Source organism: Ancylobacter radicis (assembly GCF_018449475.1).
Lineage (GTDB): Bacteria > Pseudomonadota > Alphaproteobacteria > Rhizobiales > Xanthobacteraceae > Ancylobacter > Ancylobacter radicis.
Map to the genome: position 1 here is coordinate 69,433 of NZ_JAHCQH010000020.1, position 17,064 is coordinate 86,496.

At 69.5% G+C, this 17,064-nt stretch carries 18 protein-coding genes and 1 riboswitch; of the genes, 10 read left to right on the forward strand and 8 right to left on the reverse strand.

The genetic code is table 11. From position 1 onward, the window contains the following. The first annotated feature begins 16 nt into the window (after positions 1-16). Positions 17-136, forward strand: a riboswitch (TPP riboswitch). A 49-nt stretch (positions 137-185) separates the two neighbouring features. From thiO to KIP89_RS15050, 4 genes are read left to right on the forward strand one after another with little or no spacing between them, the layout of a single operon-like run. Further along, positions 186-1,208 carry a glycine oxidase ThiO gene (thiO, locus tag KIP89_RS15035; RefSeq protein ID WP_213756612.1) on the forward strand — a complete coding sequence of 341 codons (1,023 nt, stop codon included), beginning with the start codon at positions 186-188 and terminating at the stop codon, positions 1,206-1,208. Next, positions 1,186-1,383: a sulfur carrier protein ThiS gene (gene thiS / locus KIP89_RS15040; protein ID WP_213756401.1), complete on the forward strand. Its 198-nt coding sequence runs from the start codon at positions 1,186-1,188 to the stop codon at positions 1,381-1,383. Before thiO ends, thiS begins: the two co-directional genes overlap by 23 nt. A gap of 2 nt (positions 1,384-1,385) precedes the next feature. Beyond that, the gene (locus KIP89_RS15045; RefSeq protein WP_213756402.1) at positions 1,386-2,216 is read left to right on the forward strand and encodes a thiazole synthase; all 831 of its coding nucleotides are present in this window, start codon (positions 1,386-1,388) and stop codon (positions 2,214-2,216) included. Positions 2,217-2,236: 20 nt separating this feature from the next. After that, on the forward strand, positions 2,237-2,845 hold the full coding sequence (locus tag KIP89_RS15050; protein ID WP_213756403.1) for a thiamine phosphate synthase: 609 nt from the start codon (positions 2,237-2,239) through the stop codon (positions 2,843-2,845). A gap of 19 nt (positions 2,846-2,864) precedes the next feature. Here the strand turns inward: KIP89_RS15050 and KIP89_RS15055 are convergent, their stop codons facing one another. The 5 genes from KIP89_RS15055 to cysQ form a co-directional block, all read right to left on the reverse strand. Next, the gene (locus KIP89_RS15055; RefSeq protein ID WP_213756404.1) at positions 2,865-4,457 is read right to left on the reverse strand and encodes a cryptochrome/photolyase family protein; all 1,593 of its coding nucleotides are present in this window, start codon (positions 4,455-4,457) and stop codon (positions 2,865-2,867) included. A gap of 57 nt (positions 4,458-4,514) precedes the next feature. After that, entirely contained in the window at positions 4,515-5,885 is a 1,371-nt protein-coding gene (locus KIP89_RS15060; RefSeq protein WP_213756405.1) for an NAD(P)H-dependent oxidoreductase, read from the reverse strand. Between the two features lie 119 nt (positions 5,886-6,004). Beyond that, on the reverse strand, positions 6,005-7,303 hold the full coding sequence (locus tag KIP89_RS15065; protein ID WP_213756406.1) for a coiled-coil domain-containing protein: 1,299 nt from the start codon (positions 7,301-7,303) through the stop codon (positions 6,005-6,007). Between the two features lie 199 nt (positions 7,304-7,502). Continuing rightward, positions 7,503-8,090: a DUF1134 domain-containing protein gene (locus KIP89_RS15070; protein ID WP_213756407.1), complete on the reverse strand. Its 588-nt coding sequence runs from the start codon at positions 8,088-8,090 to the stop codon at positions 7,503-7,505. A 196-nt stretch (positions 8,091-8,286) separates the two neighbouring features. After that, positions 8,287-9,129, reverse strand: coding sequence for a 3'(2'),5'-bisphosphate nucleotidase CysQ (gene cysQ / locus KIP89_RS15075; RefSeq protein WP_213756408.1), 843 nt, complete (start codon positions 9,127-9,129; stop codon positions 8,287-8,289). 169 nt (positions 9,130-9,298) lie between these two features. On the opposite strand from cysQ, the gene chpT reads away from it, so the two are divergent. From chpT to copM, 4 genes are all read left to right on the forward strand, one after another. Next, a complete protein-coding gene (gene chpT / locus KIP89_RS15080; protein ID WP_250152530.1) occupies positions 9,299-9,979 on the forward strand; it encodes a histidine phosphotransferase ChpT in 681 nt (226 codons plus the stop codon). Positions 9,980-10,172: 193 nt separating this feature from the next. After that, positions 10,173-11,360, forward strand: coding sequence for a chemotaxis protein CheW (locus tag KIP89_RS15085; protein ID WP_213756409.1), 1,188 nt, complete (start codon positions 10,173-10,175; stop codon positions 11,358-11,360). Between the two features lie 110 nt (positions 11,361-11,470). After that, on the forward strand, positions 11,471-11,830 hold the full coding sequence (locus KIP89_RS15090; protein ID WP_213756410.1) for a hypothetical protein: 360 nt from the start codon (positions 11,471-11,473) through the stop codon (positions 11,828-11,830). A 57-nt stretch (positions 11,831-11,887) separates the two neighbouring features. Beyond that, positions 11,888-12,289: a CopM family metallochaperone gene (gene copM / locus KIP89_RS15095; RefSeq protein ID WP_213756411.1), complete on the forward strand. Its 402-nt coding sequence runs from the start codon at positions 11,888-11,890 to the stop codon at positions 12,287-12,289. Positions 12,290-12,778: 489 nt separating this feature from the next. On the opposite strand, the gene ctrA is transcribed toward copM, so the two are convergent. Further along, complete coding sequence (gene ctrA, locus KIP89_RS15100) at positions 12,779-13,480, reverse strand: response regulator transcription factor CtrA (RefSeq protein ID WP_213756412.1); 702 nt, start codon at positions 13,478-13,480, stop codon at positions 12,779-12,781. Between the two features lie 530 nt (positions 13,481-14,010). Between ctrA and KIP89_RS15105 the strand changes: the two genes are divergently transcribed. Beyond that, positions 14,011-14,406 (forward strand): flagellar export protein FliJ, encoded by a 396-nt coding sequence (locus KIP89_RS15105; RefSeq protein ID WP_213756413.1) that lies wholly within the window; start codon positions 14,011-14,013, stop codon positions 14,404-14,406. A gap of 50 nt (positions 14,407-14,456) precedes the next feature. Here KIP89_RS15105 and KIP89_RS15110 read toward each other — a convergent pair whose 3' ends face one another. Next, complete coding sequence (locus KIP89_RS15110) at positions 14,457-15,086, reverse strand: GNAT family N-acetyltransferase (RefSeq protein ID WP_213756414.1); 630 nt, start codon at positions 15,084-15,086, stop codon at positions 14,457-14,459. 165 nt (positions 15,087-15,251) lie between these two features. On the opposite strand from KIP89_RS15110, the gene KIP89_RS15115 reads away from it, so the two are divergent. Continuing rightward, positions 15,252-16,349 (forward strand): sulfate/molybdate ABC transporter ATP-binding protein, encoded by a 1,098-nt coding sequence (locus KIP89_RS15115; RefSeq protein WP_213756415.1) that lies wholly within the window; start codon positions 15,252-15,254, stop codon positions 16,347-16,349. Between the two features lie 17 nt (positions 16,350-16,366). On the opposite strand, the gene tmpT is transcribed toward KIP89_RS15115, so the two are convergent. Further along, positions 16,367-17,002 (reverse strand): thiopurine S-methyltransferase, encoded by a 636-nt coding sequence (tmpT, locus tag KIP89_RS15120; protein WP_213756416.1) that lies wholly within the window; start codon positions 17,000-17,002, stop codon positions 16,367-16,369. Between the last annotated feature and the right edge of the window lie 62 nt (positions 17,003-17,064).

The window sequence follows — 17,064 nt, forward strand, 5'->3', positions numbered from 1 at the left end:
CCGTCGTGATTATATCAGTCTCGTCCGGGGGAGCCCCGTCAGGGGGCTGAGAGGCCATCATCGCGACGAGCGGCATGGCGACCCTTCGAACCTGATCCAGTTGACACTGGCGGAGGGAGGGGTGAATGACCTCGAAGATTGAAAATTCCAACGGCAGTGCAACGGTTTACCCGGCACCCAACGCCATGCGCGTGAAAGTGGTCGGCGGCGGCGTGGCGGGGCTGACCTGCGCCCACGCCTTTGCCCGCCGGGGGGCGCAAGTCACTCTGATTGAACGCAAATCCGCCACCGGCCAGGGCTGCTCCTGGTATGCGGGCGGGATGCTGGCGCCCTGGTGCGAGCGCGAAAGTGCCGAGCCGATCATCGCCGAACTCGGCTTAGAATCGCTGGCCTATTGGCGCGAGGCGGTGCCGGACGTACCGAACGAGGGCAGCCTGGTTCTCGCCCAGCCGCGCGATCTCCCTGATCTGAAACGCTTTTCCCGCCGCACCGAAGGGTTCGACTGGGTCGATGGCGCGCAGATCGCGGCGCTGGAGCCGGATCTTGAGGGGCGTTTCGATCAAGGGCTGTTCTTCCCCACCGAGGCGCATCTGGAGCCGCGCAAGGCACTGGCGGCGCTCACCGAGCGGCTGGTGAATGAGTATAATGTTACCATTCGCTACGAGGCCGATGGGTTCGATGTGGTGGACGATCAGGCCGATGAGGCCGATGAGGCCGATGTGATCATGGATTGCCGGGGCCTCGGCGCGCGCGACCAACTCGCCGACCTGCGCGGCGTGAAGGGCGAGATGCTGGTCCTCTATTCGACCGAGATTTCGCTCAAGCGCCCGGTGCGGATGCTGCACCCGCGCATCCCCGTCTACATCGTGCCGCGCGGCGATGGGCATTTCATGATCGGGGCGACCTCGATCGAGAATGACGAGCGCGGCCGGGTGACCGGGCGCTCCATGCTGGAACTGCTCGGCGCGGTCTATGCGCTGCACCCGGCCTTTGGCGAGGCGGAAATCGTCGAGATCGGAGCGGATGTGCGCCCGGCTTTTCCCGACAATATTCCGCGCCTGCGCCGGCGCGGCCGGACGATCTATGTGAACGGGCTCTATCGCCATGGCTTCCTCGCCGCCCCCGCTCTGGCGCGGCGGGCGGCCGATCTGGCGTTTGATGGCACGGCGTGCCCGGAGGTGATGGATGAAGATCATCGTGAATGGTGAGCCGGCGGAGACCGGGGCCGGCACGCTGGCCGATCTCCTCAATGAACTCGACCTCGCCGATGCGATGATCGCGACGGCGGTGAACGGCGCGATGGTGCGCAAGGTGAAGCGCAGCGAAATCGCGATCCGCGACGGCGACCGGGTGGAAATCCTCGCGCCGATGCAGGGAGGCTGACAATGGACGCCATAACCTCGAATAACCTGACCACGAGTACCCTTGCCGGCGCCGACCCGGTGGAATTCTACGGCACTCAGGTTGCCTCGCGCCTGCTGCTGGGCACGGCGCAATATCCCTCGCCGGCGATCCTGGCGGAGGCGATTCGCGCCTCCGGCTCGGATATCGTCACCGTGTCGCTGCGGCGCGAATCCGGGGCGGCGAAGGCGGGGCAGAGCTTCTGGCAGCTGATCCGCGATCTCGGCGTCAAGGTGCTGCCCAACACCGCCGGCTGCAAGACGGTGAAGGAAGCCGTCACCACGGCGGAAATGGCCCGCGACCTGTTCGACACGCCCTGGGTGAAGCTGGAAGTCATTGGCGAGGACGACACGCTGCAACCGGACGTGTTCGGCCTTGTCGAGGCGGCGCGCATCCTCTCGCGCGACGGGTTCCAGGTCTTCCCCTATACGACGGAGGACCTTGTGGTGGCGGAGAAGCTGATTTCCGCCGGCTGCGAGGTGCTGATGCCCTGGGGCGCGCCGATCGGCTCCGGCCGGGGGCTGAACAACCCCTATGGGCTGCGCTCCATGCGGGCGCATTTTCCGGGCATTCCGCTGGTGGTCGATGCCGGCGTCGGCCTGCCCTCCCATGCCGCCATGGCGATGGAGCTGGGCTATGACGCGGTGCTGCTGAACACGGCGGTGGCAAAGGCCGGCGATCCTGTACGCATGGCCCGCGCCTTCGCCCGCGCCATCGAGGCGGGCCGCGAGGGGCTGCTGGCTGACCCGATGGAGACGCGCGACATGGCGGCGCCCTCCACGCCCGTCATGGGCCGCGCCGCCTTCGGTCAATAACCGGCCCAATGAGAGACCATATGAAGCTCGACCCGTTCTACCTCATCGTCGATCGCGCCTCCTGGCTGCCGCGCCTGCTGCCGCAGGGCGTGAAGCTGGTGCAACTGCGCGCCAAGGAGATGGACGAGGCGCAGCTGCGCGGCGAGATCGCGCTGGCGCGCGAGGTCTGCGCCCGCTACGGGGCGCAGCTCGTCGTCAATGATTACTGGCGGCTGGCGCTGGAGCTTGGCTGCGACTTCATCCATCTCGGCCAGGAGGACCTTGCCGAGGCGGATCTTGCCGCCATCGCCAAAGCCGGCGTGAAGCTGGGCATCAGCACCCATGACGAGGACGAGCTGGAGATCGCGCTGCGGGCGAACCCGGCCTATGTCGCGCTCGGCCCGGTCTACCCGACCATCCTGAAGAAGATGAAATGGGCCCCGCAGGGGCTGGAGCGCGTCACCGCCTGGAAGAAGCGCATCGGCGACCTGCCGCTGGTCGGCATTGGCGGGCTCACCATCGAGCGCGCGCCGGGCGTGCTGCGCGCCGGGGCGGACAGCGTGGCGGTGGTGACCGACGTGCTGCTGAACGCCGAACCGGAAGCCCGCGCCCGCGAATGGGTCCATGCCACCCGCGAGGTCGCGGCCTGAGGGGCCGGCGCGGCGCGCGCTACCAGTCCCGCCCCGCCTGCGCCGGCTCCAGCGCGTCAAGGAAACGCGCGGCGTCGGCGCGGATTGTGTGCCGGCGGGCCTCGTCGAAGCGGGCGAGGTTGCGATAGGGCATGGCGAGGCGCGGATTGCGCGCCAGCGTCTCCCGGTTGCGGTCGAGAAAATCCCAGTAGAGATAGTTGAAGGGGCAGGCCTTGGGGCCGCTCTTTTCCTTCGGGCTGTAGCGGCAGCCGGCGCAATAATCCGACATGCGGTCGATATAGGCGCCCGAGGCCGCATAGGGCTTGGAGCCGAGCACCCCGCCATCGGCAAACAGCGCCATACCGTGGACATTGGGCAGTTCCACCCACTCCACCGCGTCGGCATAGACGACGAGGAACCATTCCTCCACCGCCGCCGGATCGAGCCCGGCGAGCAGGGCGAAATTGCCGATCACCATCAGCCGCTGGATGTGGTGGGCATAGGCGTGATCGCGCGTCTCCGCCACCACATGGGCGAGGCAGGCAAGGTCGGTCTGCCCATGCCAGAAGAAGCGGGGCAGCGGGCGCGTCGCGTTGAAATGGTTGGAGCGGGCATAGTCCGGCATTTTCAGCCAGTAGATGCCGCGCACATATTCCCGCCAGCCGAGAATCTGCCGGATGAAGCCCTCCACCGCGTTGAGCGGGGCCGCGCCCTCATGAAAGGCGCGTTCCGCCGCCGCGCAGACCTCGCGCGGCTCAAGCAGGCCGATATTGAGGTAGGGCGAGAGGATGGCGTGGAACAGGAACGGGTCGCCCGCGCGCATCGCGTCCTGATAGTCGCCGAAGCGCGGCAGGGCATGGGCGATGAAATGATCGAGCGCGGTGAGGGCGTCCTCCCGCGTCACCGCCCAGCCGAAACCGTCCAGCGTGCCGAAATGGCTGGGAAATTCGCGGGCGGTCAGGGCGAGCACCTCGGCCGTGATCGCGTCCGGGGCAAAGCGCGGCGGGGCGGGGGGCTGCACCGTCGCGGGGAGCGCCTCGCGGTTCTCGGCGTCGAAATTCCAGCGCCCGCCGACCGGTTCCTCGCCCTCCATCAGCAGGGCGTGGTCGCGCCGCATCTGCCGGTAGAAGAACTCCATGCGCAGGCCGCGGCGGCCTTCCGCCCACCGCTCGAAATCGCCGCGCGTGGCGAAGAAGCGGGTGTCCGGTGCGATCTCCAGCGGGATCGACAGTTCCTCGCGCAAAGCGAGCAGCGCGTCCTCCACCCGCCATTCGCCCGGCTCGGTGGCGAGGATGCGGGCCGGGGCATGGCGGACCACGGCGCGGGCGATCTCGCCAGTGAAGCTGTGGCTGTTGGCGGGATCGTCGAGGCGGACATAATCGACGCGGATGCCCTGCGCCGCCAGCTCCGCCGCGAAATGGCGCATCGCCGAGAAGAACAGCGCGATCTTCTGCGCGTGGTGGCGCACATGGGTCGCCTCGTCCCGCACCTCCATCATCAGCACGGTGTCACGGAGTGGATCGAGCCCGTCGAGCGCGCTCAGGGAATGGCTGAGCTGGTCGCCCAGCACGAGGCGCAGCGTGCCGCCGGGCGGGGCGGGGGATGTCGGGGGAGGGAAGGGGGGCGCGCTCATGCCCTTCCTACGGCGCGCGGGGGCGGCGGGTTCACCGCCGCGCCGCGACCGGGCCGGCTATTCGGCGATCGGGCTGAAGGGGGCGGCGAAGGCCTTCTCCATCTGCCGGCGCAGGCGAACAATCGGGCTGTCGGCGATGGCGACATCGGCCCAGCCGATCACCTCGCCCTCCACAACGTCGCGGTTGAGCGTGACATGATGGGCGAGGCCGATCGGCAGGGCGCCACGCGCCAGCGAACTCGCGGCCGGCAGCAGCTTGCCCCACACGGTGAAGCCGCCCTCGCCATCGAGCGTCTCGCCGGCTTTCAGCGCGCGCTTGGCGACCGCCACCACATCGGCGTTGAAATGCTCGGTGACGCCGGTCGGCTCGCCGCGCAGGGCGGCGGAGGCGACGCTGATGCCCAACTCCAGCCCGATCAAATGATAGGGACGGTAGAGCGCGGTGTAGCGGCCGGACGGATCGGTGACGACGCCATATTCCTTGAAGCAGCGCCGGGCATAATCGCCGGACGCGCCGCGCTCGGCCTCGAACACGACATAGACGCCCCAGCGCAGATCGCGGAACACCGGGCGCCCGTCGCGCTCGAGGCTGGAGACGGTCTCCACCGTGCCGCTGTGCTCAAGGATGCCGCCGGCCTCGTGCGGGCGCAGTATATGGGCGAGGTCGTCGACGCCGCAGGGCGGGAACAGCAGGCCGTCCGAGGGCGCCTTGAGGTCCGCCGCATTGGCGATGGCGGCCATTTCGATCGACGATTTGGTGCCGTCGGCGAAGGAGTTGAACATCTGCGCGTTCATGCCGCCCGCCGCCGCCTGTTCGGGCGTGAGGCCGTAGAGGCTCCAGATCGTGTCGGGCGTCGAGGCGTGGTAGCTCGGCAGGTACTTCGTGCCCTTGCCGGCGCAAACCACGTTGAAACCGCAGGTGCGCGCCCAGTCGACCATCTCGCAGACCAGCGCCGGCTGGTCGCCATAGCCCATGGAATAGACCACCCCGGCATCGCGGGCGCGGGCGGCCAGCAGGGGCCCGACCAGCACATCGGCTTCGACCGTGACCATCACCACATGGCGGCCCTGTTCGATGGCGGCCAGCGCATGGGCGGCGCCGGCGGCGGGGCTGCCGGTGGCTTCGACCACCACGTCGAGCCCGTCGGCGGCGATCAGCGCGTTCGCATCCTCGGTGAGCATGGTGCGTCCGCTCGCCAGCGCCTCGGAGAAGGAGGGAGCCAGCGCCGCCTCGACATCCCAGCCGGTGCGCTCCAGCGCGGCGCGGGCGCGCGGCACGGAGAGATCGGCGATCCCCAGCAGATGCAGGCCGGGCGTCGCGCGCAGCTGCGACAGGAACATCGAGCCGAACTTGCCGGCGCCGATGAGCCCGACCCGGACCGGGCGGCCGGCGGTGGCGCGGGCCTTGAGCAGGCGGGCGAGATTCATGGGCGGAGTCTCCCTGGGCGGATGACGGGTGCTGTTTGCGCACCCTTGAAGGATCAGCGCGATGGCAAGGCAGGGCCGTTGGCGCGGCCGCTGCGGTGCCGTTCAGTGGGTGAGGGACATCATTCGGCGGCGGAGGCGGGCTGCGTGTCGCGGGCCCGCGCCGCCTCCATCGCGGTGGCATCAACCGCGATCGCCTCGGTGGCCGGGGAGGGCGAGCGGCGGCGGGCCTTATCCTGCAAGGCGCGGATGCGGTCGGCGAGTGAGGGCGGCGCGCCCTTGCGCGAGGGCGGGGCGCCGGCCAGCAGCGCATCGACCGGCGAGCCCGGCCCTTCCAGCGCGGCGGTGAGATGGGCGACCTCGGCGGCGATCTCGCTGATGCGCTCGCGCAGCGCGCCATCGCCGGCGCCGGGCGCGGCAGCAACCGGCGGGCGGCTCTCCAGCCGGGCCTGAAGCTCGGCGCGGTCCTCGCGGGCCTTGGCCAGCGCGCCTTCCAGCATCGCCTTCTCGGCTCGCAGCATCTGCGCCATGTCCTGCGCGTGGCGGGCCTCGGCCTGCGCAAGGTCGCGGGCGGCGGTGGCGGCGGCGACGGTGCGGGCGGACTCGGCCTCGACGGTGGCGCGGCGGCTCTCGGCGGCGTCGGTGCGGCGCGCCAGCGACTCGGCCTTCAGCGACAGGGCGGACACTTCGGCGCGCAAGGCGGCGGCCTCCGTGCTCACCGTGCCCAGCTCGTTCTCGGTGGCGGCGAGGCGCTCGGTGAGATCGCGGGTGCGGGCGACCTCGATGGAGAGCTTGTCGGCGGTCAGTCGCAGCCGCTCGCGCTCATTGGACAAATGGGTATTGGCGGCGCCGAGATGGCGGTCGAGATCGGTGATGCGGTCCTTCAGCGTGTCGCGCAGCGTGGTCAGCGCGACATGCTCGATCTTCAGCTCCTCCTCGCGGGCCGAGGTCTCGGCCAGATGGCGGCTGCTGGTCGCCAGCTCGCTGCGGGTCTGCACCAGTGCCGCGCGGGTCTCGTCGAGATCGCGGGTGCGGATGGCGAGGTCCTCGCTGACCTGCCGCTCCAGCGCGGTGAGCGCGGTGTGGCGGGCGTCGAGATCGGCGAGGGAGGCGGTCAGCTCGTCCAGCCGGGCCTGGCGCTTCACCAGTTCCTCGGCCTGATCGCTGATCCGGGTCCAGTGCGTGGCGGCCTCATCGCGCAGGCGCTGCGTCTCCATCTCGGCCTGGCGCACGGCGAGGGCGAAGGCGGCGCGCGCCTCGTCCTTGTCGGCCTGGATCTCGGCCATGGAGACGGGCAGGGCGTTCTCGATGCGGCGGCGCGTCAGACGCACGGCGCGGCGCCAGACAGCCGGCAAGGTCAGCAGCGCCAGCAGCGTCGCCGTGAGAAAGCCGATGGCGCTATACATGATCGCTTCGATCATGCGGGTCTCACTCTTCTACGCTGCCGCACCGGCCAGCGTTCCTCTCTTAGCCGAGAGGTGTTGGTCAGGCGTTACGAAAGATCGTTACCATGTTTGCCGGGCGGGACCGAATGGCCTGACCGGACCGTCGGGGCGGGACCCAGCAGACACCAGAACGGCCGGGCTGTCCCCGGCCGCCTGTCGAAATGGCCCGTCTGTGTCAGAAGGGGTTCCAGGTCGCCGTGGGCGTGAACTTCAGATAGCCGATATTGGCGCCGAGGCGCACACCGACGCCCGAACGGATCGGCACCACCACCATATTGTCCGCTCCCAGCGCCGTCATGCCGAAGCCGGCGACGAAATAGGCCGAGCCGGAAATGCCGCCGAAGCGCCGGTAGATGTCGTTGATCGAGTTCAGATTGTAGACGAGGATCATGGTGCGGGCGCCGTCGCCGCCGAAGTCCCAGCCGAGCGAGGGGCCCTGCCAGAATACTTTCACGTCGCCGGCATTACGGGTGTAGAGCGTGCCCTCGCCATAGCGCAGGCCGCCGACAAAGGCGCCGGAGCCTTCCTGCCCGAGAATATAGCCATTGGGCTGGCCCCATTGGGAGACCGCCTTCTCGATGGACAGCGCGAGCCCGCGCGAGACCTCGCCGAAGAAGCCGTGCCCCTGCTGGACCAGTTCGTCGCTCGAATAGGTGCTGTTCGAGGGGCCGGGCTGTTTGTACTGGGCCGCGGCGGGTGCGGCCAGGAAGGGCAGGGAGGCGAGGAGGGCCAGGCAGGCAAGCAGGGCGCGCAAGGTCGGCATCGTCGGTCTCGCGTTTTGTCTCAACAAGGGGACGGCGGCAGGAACGCCGGGGCCGCGCGAGCGGCCGCAGGGCCGCTGAACCGAGCGGCCCCGGTTCATATCAATACCACGGAGTGCGACCATAGGAAGGCCGATGGTCTTACCTGCGTGTCGCGGACATGACGCCTTCCCCTGCGGGATGGGTCCGAGGGGCGGATCAGCCCTGCGCGCCATAGGCGATGAAGGCGGGCACGCGGTATTCCGCCTCGGTGCGGCCATAGGGCAGGGGATTGCCGTCCGGCCGGCGCACGCTGCCGCCGGCGGCCCGCACCAGCGCATGGCCGGCGCCGACATCCCATTCGCAGACGGTGGACAGGCGCGGATAGATATCCGCCCGCCCTTCCGCCACCAGCCCGAATTTCAGCGCCGAACCGCAGCTGATGCGCTCGGCGATGTCGAGCGAGGCGAGCAATTCCTGCGTGTCCGGGTCGAGATGGGAGCGGCTCGCCACCGCGACGAGGCCGTGGTCGGGGATCGGCCGGCAGCGGATCGGCTCCCAGCTCTCGGGCGCCGAGGGCACGCCAGCGGCGCGGGCGGCGCGGAAGGCGCGCGCTTCGCCCGAGGCGAAGCTGCCGCCCGCATAGAGCTTGCCGACCGCCGGGGCATAGATCACCCCGAGGCTGGGCGTGCCTGCGGTGACGAGCGCGATGTTGACGGTGAATTCGCCGCTGGCGCCGACGAATTCGCGCGTGCCGTCCAGCGGGTCGACCAGCAGGAAGGTCTCGGCGGGCGTCTCGCCCCGGCCCTGCGACACCGCCTCCTCCGCGATCACCGGCACGCCCGGCAGGATGCGGGCGAGTTCGGCGCGCAAAATTTCCTCGGCGGCAAGATCGGCGGCGGTGACGGGGCTTTCATCGGCCTTGTAGCGGGTGCCGATGCCCTCCTTGCGGATCCGCAGGATGACCGCGCCGGCCTTCAGCGCGGCATCGGCGAGGGCCGCGAGCAGGGCGGGATCGCCCAGCGGCAGGGGCGAGGCGGCAGCGAGGTTCTGGTCGGTCATGCGGGCAACCGGAGAGGCTTGGACGGTGGGATGGTTGGCGTGTTCGGGGGCGCGGTGTATCACAGCGCACGGCGCGCGGGGGTGATTTGCGCGCGATTCGCCGTACGGATCCGCCGATTTCCGCAGGGTGATGCCCAGATCGAGGCGACGCCAACACCGGAGCGACGCCATGACCAAGGAACGCGATGACCATGGGGACGCGATGACCACCGCCGTCAACCTCGACAAGCTCGACCTCGCCGCTCTGCTCTGCTCGCGCGTCTGTCACGATGTGATCAGCCCGGTCGGTGCCATCGTCAACGGGCTGGAGGTTCTGGAGGACGAGGACGACCCCTCCATGAAGGCCTTCGCGCTCGACCTGATCGGCAAGAGCGCGCGCCAGGCTTCGGCCCGGCTGCAATTCGCCCGGCTCGCCTTCGGCGCCGCCGGCTCGGCGGGCGCGCAGATCGACACCGGCGACGCGGAGAATGTGGCGCGCGGCTTCATTCAGGACGACCGCACCACGCTGGACTGGACCGTGCCGCGCACGCTCTCGCCCAAGAACAAGGTGAAGCTGCTGCTGAACCTCGTGATGGTCGCCTCCTCCACCATTCCGCGCGGCGGGCGCATCAGCGTCGAGGCCACGGGCGAGGGCGAGGAGGGCGGCTTCCGCCTGCGCACCCAGGGCAGCCATTCGCGCATTCCCGCCCATATTGTCGATCTTCTGGCCGGCCACGCGCCGGAGGGCGGCGCGCTCGACGCCCATGCGGTGCAGCCGCATTATACCGGGCTGCTGGCGCGGGCCACCGGCTATGGCATCAGCCTCGCCCTGGACGGCGACACGGTGGTGATCGCCGCCGAGCGGGCCTGAGGGCGAGCGGGCAGCCAAGCGGGCGCGCGGGCGTCCGCTGTCTCCACGGATATGCCCCACCCGATCTGCCCCACCGGCTTGCGCCGCGCCGGGCTGTCGTTACGGCACCTTCAGACGACATTAACGTGAACCGTGGACACTCCATCTGCGCGCCCTGTGGGCGTGTGTGTTGGTTCTGTACGCGTGGTCGCCGATGTCGCCTCCTGAACTCACCTCCGCCGGGCCCCATGTCGTGCCTCAGGCGGTTCGCGCGTGGCCTGCCGCCGCTCCCCTGAGCGGGGCGCCGGTCGCGGCCGCGCCTGTGCCGCTGGCCGAGCCCGGCCGCGCGGAAGTGCTGGTGTTCGCCTTTCGCGACATGCGTTTCGCGCTGCCTTCGGCCAGCGTCGTCGAGGTGGTGCCGCTGGAAGGCGCACGCTGGGACAAGATGGCCCGCATGGCCGCCGCCGGCACGCTGGGGGTGAGCGGGCTGCCGCTGATCCGCCTCGCGGTGCGGCTCGGCTTTGCCCCGGAACGGCCGGCGCGCGGCGCGCTGGTGCTGTTCGGCACGGCCGGCAAGGTGCGCGCCACCGTGCTGATCGACGACATGCCGCGCCGCATGATGGCCAATCTTGAATTGATGCCGGCAGCGTGGCGGCAGGATTTCTGGCCCTGCGAGGATCTCGTCGGCGGCGTCGCCCGGCTGCCCGATGGCGGGCAGGCGGCGCTGGTCGAACTGCCGATCGGCGTGGTGCAGCCGCGCCCGCCCGTGGCCGAGCCGCGGCGCGACAGCGCCCATCTTCTGGTGCGGGCCGGGCGGACCGAGCCGGAGGCGGTGCGGGTCGCCGCGCTGCGCGGCATGAGCCCGATCGACGATATTCACCGCGGCGCCGGCATTGTCAGCCTGAAGCCGGGCCGGCGGATGCTGCTGCTGATCGGCGGGGAGGGCGATGCCCTCGCGGTCGACGAAGTTCTCGGCCTTGCCCCGCAGGGGCGCGTCGAGCGGGTCGACGGGGCGCGCTACCTCGCCACGGCCGGCGGGCGCTACCGGCTGCTGGAGCCGGGCGAGACCGTGCCGGCGCCGGCGCGGACCTGCCGGGTGCTGGTCGCCGCGCCCGAGGGCGAGGCGCGGGCGGGCCTGCGCGACCTCGTGCGGGCCATGGGCCATGACGTCTCGCTGGCGGATGATCCGCGCGCGGCGGAACTGGCCGGCGGGCGCTTCGACATCATCCTGTTCGACCTCGACGCCTATGGCACGGCGGCCGGCATCACCGGCTCGGCGCGCCGGATCGGGCTGTCCGCGCGGGTCGAGGCCGGCCGGCCGGACGGGTTCCACGCGGTGGTGGCGACTGGCGACGTGGTGGCGCTGATCGCCGCGATGCTGCCGGACGCGGCCACGGCCTGACGGGCTGCCCCGGCCGATCACGGGCGCGGCATGAGGGTGAGTTCGCGCTCAACGCCGGCCGCGCGGCCTGCTAATCTCTTCCTCATGACGACTTCGCGCGGCGATGGCCCATGCGGCTGATCCGGTTTCTCGTGGCGCTGCTGGCGCTCGCGGTCTGCCTGGCGGGACCGGGGGCGGCGCTGGCCGGAACCCCGCTGCGCGCCGCACCGATGCCCTGCCATGAGAGCGCGGGCGTGCCAGTCGCCTCATCCGTCGCCACTACCCATCTTGCCGCCAGCCAGCGTCCCCGGCCGGCGGATGGCGCGGCGCGGCATCTGTGCTGCGTGCTCGGGCAAATGGTGCTGCCGCTGCTTGCCATGCCCCCGCTGGAGCCGCCTTATCCGCAGGCGTCCCGGCTCGCGCTGCCCGCCGGCGCCGCGCCGATCGGCCATGTGCCGGCCATTCCGGTGCCGCCGCCCCGCTTCGCCTGATCGCGCACCGCCGCCCGGCCCCGGCCGGGTTCGCTTTCGATCATTCGGAGATATCTCATGAAGACGCTTTCCACGGCCGCGCTGCTCGCCGGTCTGTCGCTCGCCGCCGTTCCTGTCCTCGCCCAGACCCAGCCCATGGGCACGATGGATCACGGCACCATGAATCACGGCACGATGAACGCCGCCCCTGCCGGCGGCACGGCCGCGCCCTCCACCCAGGCGTTCGAAGCGGCCAATGCGCGGATGCATCAGGACATGGGCATCGCCTTCACCGGCGATACCGATGTCGATTTCGCGCGCGGCATGATCCCGCACCATCAGGGCGCGATCGACATGGCGCGCATCGAGCTGCAATACGGCAAGGACCCGGAATTGCGGGCGCTGGCCGAGGAGATCATCAAGGCCCAGGAGGGCGAGATCGCCTTCCTCAAGGCCTGGCTGGCGAAGAACGCGAAGTAGGGGCGGGCGCTCGGCGGAATCCTCCACCCTCGTCATGGCCGGACTTGATCCGGCCATCCACGACTTGCTCCCGCTGCGCCCGGCCCAAGACGTGGATCCCCGGGTCAAGCCCGGGGATGATGGTGCGCTGTGGGGGATGACGGGGGTGTGGGGCTGGTAGGCGCCAAAACGAAAAACCCCGCCGGTCGGGCGGCCCCTCACCCCAACCCTCTCCCCGGCGGGGAGAGGGAGCCGGGCGCGCCGCTGGGCGCTCCTCCACCCTCGTCATGGCCGGACTTGATCCGGCCATCCACGCCTTCCCGACCCCGCGCCCGGCCGAAGTCGTGGATCCCCGGGTCAAGCCCGGGGATGACGGTGCGCTGTGGGGGATGACGGTGTGGGGCGGGGTCGGCGCCCAAAACGAAAAACCCCGCTCGGAGCGGGGTTTCTGGTCGGCAGTGTGGTGGTAGGCGCGGCCTGCTGCGGGAGGCGAGGGGCCTCGCGCGCCTGTCAGGCCGGGATGCGCTGGTCCTGGTCGTTCATCTCGCGCAGCACATAGCCGCGGCCCCAGACCGTCTCGATGAAATTGTGGCCCTCGGAGGCGTTGGCGAGCTTCTTGCGCAGCTTGCAGATGAACACGTCGATGATCTTCAGCTCCGGCTCGTCCATGCCGCCATAGAGATGGTTGAGGAACATCTCCTTGGTCAGCGTGGTGCCCTTGCGCAGCGAGAGCAGCTCCAGCATCTGGTATTCCTTGCCGGTGAGATGCACGCGGTTGCCCGCGACCTCGACCGTCTTGGTGTCCAGATTGACCACCAGGTCGCCCGTGGTGATGACCGACTGGGCGTGACCCTTGGAGCGGCGCACGATGGCGTGGATGCGCGCGACCAGCTCGTCCTTGTGGAACGGCTTGGTGAGATAGTCGTCGGCGCCGAAGCCGAGGCCCTTCACCTTGTCCTCGATGCCGGCAAGGCCGGAGAGGATGAGGATGGGCGTCTTCACCTTGGCGACCCGCAGACCCTTCAGCACGTCGTAACCCGACATGTCCGGCAGGTTCAGATCGAGCAGAATGATGTCGTAATCGTAGAGCTTGCCGAGATCGACACCCTCTTCGCCGAGATCCGTCGTGTAGACGTTGAAGCTCTCGGACTTGAGCATCAGTTCGATGCTCTGCGCGGTCGCGCGGTCGTCCTCGATGAGCAAGACGCGCATGCCAATCCCCTTCCCTCGCCATGGCCTCGGGGGGTTCAGCACGTCGGACAACTCTGGTCCGTGCGCCACCCCTCCCGCGCCCGGCCCGGCACACCCGATTCGTTCACTCGTGCATTAGGGGTAACAAAAACTGATTCTCGCGCACAAGCGGGAACTCGAAATTTTCTTCGAGTCTTCCCGCAAAGGGCTGGCAAGGAACCAGAATTTTTTAACCCGACCGCTAGAGTCGAATCTTAAGAAGCGCTGGTAAGTGAGTCAGGCGACTCTGCTTTCGCAGCATCACCTGTCCGCACCGGACGATGCCGCGATCATTAACGAGGCCGGTAAACAAATCGTTTCCATCGCCTTGAAGAGTCGCAGATTCCTCCTCGCGCTACCGTTTGGCTCCACAGGAGTAAGGAAGCGGCAACATCTCCCGGCGAAGATGGCTCTGCCGCCGCGTAAAGGCGGCTCGAACCGGCGCGTGCGGGGGATGCCCGATGAGGGCGACAGGGACACGCACCGGCGACAGAGCGGAGTAAAAGCCGGCCATGAAGTCGCTTGATACACTCATCCGCCTCAAGCGGTTCCAGGCGGAGGAAAAGCGCCGCCATTTCGCACAGATCCAGTCGATGATCAGCGATTTCGACCGCATGGCGCGCGACCTCGACCGGGAGATCGAGGCTGAGGAACAGCGCAGCGGTATCACCGATACGCAGCACTTCGCCTATTCCACCTATGCCCGCGCCGCCGCCACGCGCCGCGACAATCTGCGCCTCTCGGCCGACGAGCTGAAGCAGCAGCTCGACGAGGCCAAGCTCCAGCTCGACGCCGCGCTGGAGGATGTGAAGAAGGTCGAGGCGCTCGGAGAGCGTGAACGGGGCGTCGAGGTCCCGGTCGACATGCCCGTGCGCGCCGGCCGTGGCCGGGCGGCGCTCACCGCCTGAGCCGGCGCGGTTTTCCCACGCCGGCCGCGACGCTCAACCGGCTGTCACGATCAATCGCTTTCGATGAGCGGGGCGTGCCGCCCGGCGCTGCGGCTGAGAACGCCGTCGAGACGCGGGTCATCCACCACTTCGATGGCCCGCGCATAGGGCCGGAAACCGGCGCGCATGTAGAAGCCGACCGCGCCCTGATGGTCCAGCGTGCAGGTGTGGACATGCACCCGGCGCGGCGCCGTGGCGAAGGCCAGCGTCAGCGCCCGGTTCATCATGAAACGGCCGGCCCCGCCGCCGACCAGCCCCGGCACCAGGCCGACATAGCTGAGTTCGACCTCGCCCGGCGTGCGGAAATCCAGCTCGATCAGGCCGAGATCCTCGGTCTCCCCCGCCCGCCGCAGCACATGCACGCACACGCCGGGGTCCGCCAGCGTCGCCCGCAGCGCCGCCTCATCCATGCGCAGGCGGGAGTACCAGAGCCATTCCTCGCCAATGCGGCGGAACAGGTCCCGGTACCAGTCCGGCTGCGGATCGGTGACAGGGGCGAAGGTGAAGTCATGGCCCGGCGGCTCCGGCAGCAGCGCCGGCGGCTCGGTCATCTCCAGAAAGGTGACGACCGCTGCGAGCTTGCCGGGCGGCAGCGGCGTGTAGCCGTCGAGATTCAGTGTGGGATATGTGGTCGGTTCCATGCGCCATCAGCTACACGGATTTGCCGGGCGGTGGAATCCGGCCCCGCGCAATTTGCGTGAGCGTGGCGGTCCCCGGCGGGCCGGCGCGCCCGATTGCGGCTTCACAGGCCCGAATTTTCAGCTATCTTCCGGTGAATTGTTTTAATTACATGAAGTGAGCGTTTTATGACCGTCGCGGTGACCATCGACCAGGTGGGCAAGACGTTCGGCAAGGGGGCGCCGGCGCTGGCCGACGTGTCGCTCGACGTCAAGCCGAGCGAGCTGGTGGCGCTGCTCGGCCCTTCCGGCTCGGGCAAGACCACGCTGCTGCGCATCGTCGCCGGGCTGGAGGAGCCGAGCCATGGCCGCGTGCTGTTCGACGGGCATGACGCGCTCTCCGTGCCGGTGCGCCGGCGCGGCATCGGCTTCGTGTTCCAGAATTACGCGCTGTTCCGCCATATGACGGTGGCAGAGAACGTCGCCTTCGGCCTGCGCTCCCGCCCGCGTGCCGAGCGGCCCTCCGAGGCGGAGATCCGTACGCGGGTGGCGGACCTTCTGGACCTCGTCCAGCTCGGCAGTTTCGGCGGGCGCTTCCCGGCGCAGCTCTCCGGCGGCCAGCGCCAGCGCGTGGCACTTGCCCGTGCGCTCGCCATCGAGCCCAAGGTGCTGCTGCTCGACGAGCCGTTCGGCGCGCTCGACGCGCTGGTGCGCAAGGAACTGCGCAAATGGCTGCGCGAGCTGCATGACCGCACCGGCCACACCACGCTGTTCGTCACCCACGACCAGGAGGAGGCGCTCGAACTCGCCGACCGGGTGGTGGTGATGGGCAAGGGCCGGATCGAGCAGGTCGGCACGCCGGACGATGTCTATGACAAGCCGGCCACCGCCGCCGTGTTCGGCTTCATGGGCGAATCGAGCCGCATCGAGGTCGAGGTGAAGGGCGGGCTGGCGCTGGCCGGCGCCACGGCGATCGCGGCGGCGACGCAGGCCGTGCCGGATGGGCCGGGCCTGCTCTATGTCCGCCCGCATGACGTCTCGCTCGGCCTGCCCGGCACGCCGGGGCTGGAGGGCGAGGTGCGCGGTTTCCGCCGCCACGGCGCCATCCGCCGGGTCGAGGTGTCGGTCGGCGGGGCGCTGTTCGAGGCCGATATCGCCCCGACCGTGCGCGTGCCGATCGGCGAGAAGGTGGCGGTGCGGCTTGACCGCGCCCGGCTGTTCGCCGGCTCCACCGGGGTGGATTGCCGCCCGCCGCCGCCCATGCAGCCCGGCGACTACGCGATCTGACGCGCGGGGGGGCGCGCTCAGCGGCGGTGCATCAGCCAGACGCAATCATGGGAGGGATGGCCCTTGACGCCGCCCTTCGTCTCCTCGCGGGCGGCTTCCGCGAGGCGGTAGGCGGTGCCGTAATGGCGGCGCACCTCATGCGCATCGACGCTGAAGGGCGGGCCGATGGCCAGCGACGGATCATACTCGAAGGTGATCAGTATCTGCGGCGCGGCATGGGTGAGGTGGATGAGATGGGCGGCGTAGCGGTCCCGCATCGCCGCTGGCAGGGCGACCAGCGCCGCGCGGTCATAGACCGCCGCGACCGGGCCGAGCGTGGCGGCGTCGAGATCGAAGATGTTGCCGACATAGACGATCAGCTTCTCCGCCTCGAACCGCTCCAGCGTGCCGAGCGTGGTGATGGTCGGGGTGAGGCCGAGCCCGGCAAAGAGCTGCTCGATGGCGAGGCGGCTTAGCTCGGCGCCGACCACCGGATGGCCCTGCGCCAGCAGCCAGCCGACATCATGCGACTTGCCGCAGAGCGGCACGAAGACCCGCCCGCCCGGCGCCACGTCCAGCGCGGCGAAATGTTTCCGCAGCAGCGCGTTGGGCTCGGATTCGTGGAAGGCGATCTGGTTGCCCTGCCACTTGCCGTGCCAGAATTCCTCGTCCATGTCGGCCTCCTGCGCGTGCGTCGCCCGCTTCGTTCTTGGGTCGCCCACTTCGTTCCATGACT

Excerpts from the sequence above, each read along its gene's own strand:
- thiO (WP_213756612.1), top strand. The coding sequence starts at position 186 with ATGCGCGTGAAAGTGGTCGGCGGCGGCGTGGCGGGGCTGACCTGCGCC.
- thiS (WP_213756401.1), top strand. The coding sequence starts at position 1,186 with ATGAAGATCATCGTGAATGGTGAGCCGGCGGAGACCGGGGCCGGCACG.
- KIP89_RS15045 (WP_213756402.1), top strand. The coding sequence starts at position 1,386 with ATGGACGCCATAACCTCGAATAACCTGACCACGAGTACCCTTGCCGGC.
- KIP89_RS15050 (WP_213756403.1), top strand. The coding sequence starts at position 2,237 with ATGAAGCTCGACCCGTTCTACCTCATCGTCGATCGCGCCTCCTGGCTG.
- KIP89_RS15055 (WP_213756404.1), bottom strand. The coding sequence starts at position 4,457 with ATGAGCGCGCCCCCCTTCCCTCCCCCGACATCCCCCGCCCCGCCCGGC.
- KIP89_RS15060 (WP_213756405.1), bottom strand. The coding sequence starts at position 5,885 with ATGAATCTCGCCCGCCTGCTCAAGGCCCGCGCCACCGCCGGCCGCCCG.
- KIP89_RS15065 (WP_213756406.1), bottom strand. The coding sequence starts at position 7,303 with ATGATCGAAGCGATCATGTATAGCGCCATCGGCTTTCTCACGGCGACG.
- KIP89_RS15070 (WP_213756407.1), bottom strand. The coding sequence starts at position 8,090 with ATGCCGACCTTGCGCGCCCTGCTTGCCTGCCTGGCCCTCCTCGCCTCC.
- cysQ (WP_213756408.1), bottom strand. The coding sequence starts at position 9,129 with ATGACCGACCAGAACCTCGCTGCCGCCTCGCCCCTGCCGCTGGGCGAT.
- chpT (WP_250152530.1), top strand. The coding sequence starts at position 9,299 with ATGACCAAGGAACGCGATGACCATGGGGACGCGATGACCACCGCCGTC.
- KIP89_RS15085 (WP_213756409.1), top strand. The coding sequence starts at position 10,173 with ATGTCGCCTCCTGAACTCACCTCCGCCGGGCCCCATGTCGTGCCTCAG.
- KIP89_RS15090 (WP_213756410.1), top strand. The coding sequence starts at position 11,471 with ATGCGGCTGATCCGGTTTCTCGTGGCGCTGCTGGCGCTCGCGGTCTGC.
- copM (WP_213756411.1), top strand. The coding sequence starts at position 11,888 with ATGAAGACGCTTTCCACGGCCGCGCTGCTCGCCGGTCTGTCGCTCGCC.
- ctrA (WP_213756412.1), bottom strand. The coding sequence starts at position 13,480 with ATGCGCGTCTTGCTCATCGAGGACGACCGCGCGACCGCGCAGAGCATC.
- KIP89_RS15105 (WP_213756413.1), top strand. The coding sequence starts at position 14,011 with ATGAAGTCGCTTGATACACTCATCCGCCTCAAGCGGTTCCAGGCGGAG.
- KIP89_RS15110 (WP_213756414.1), bottom strand. The coding sequence starts at position 15,086 with ATGGAACCGACCACATATCCCACACTGAATCTCGACGGCTACACGCCG.
- KIP89_RS15115 (WP_213756415.1), top strand. The coding sequence starts at position 15,252 with ATGACCGTCGCGGTGACCATCGACCAGGTGGGCAAGACGTTCGGCAAG.
- tmpT (WP_213756416.1), bottom strand. The coding sequence starts at position 17,002 with ATGGACGAGGAATTCTGGCACGGCAAGTGGCAGGGCAACCAGATCGCC.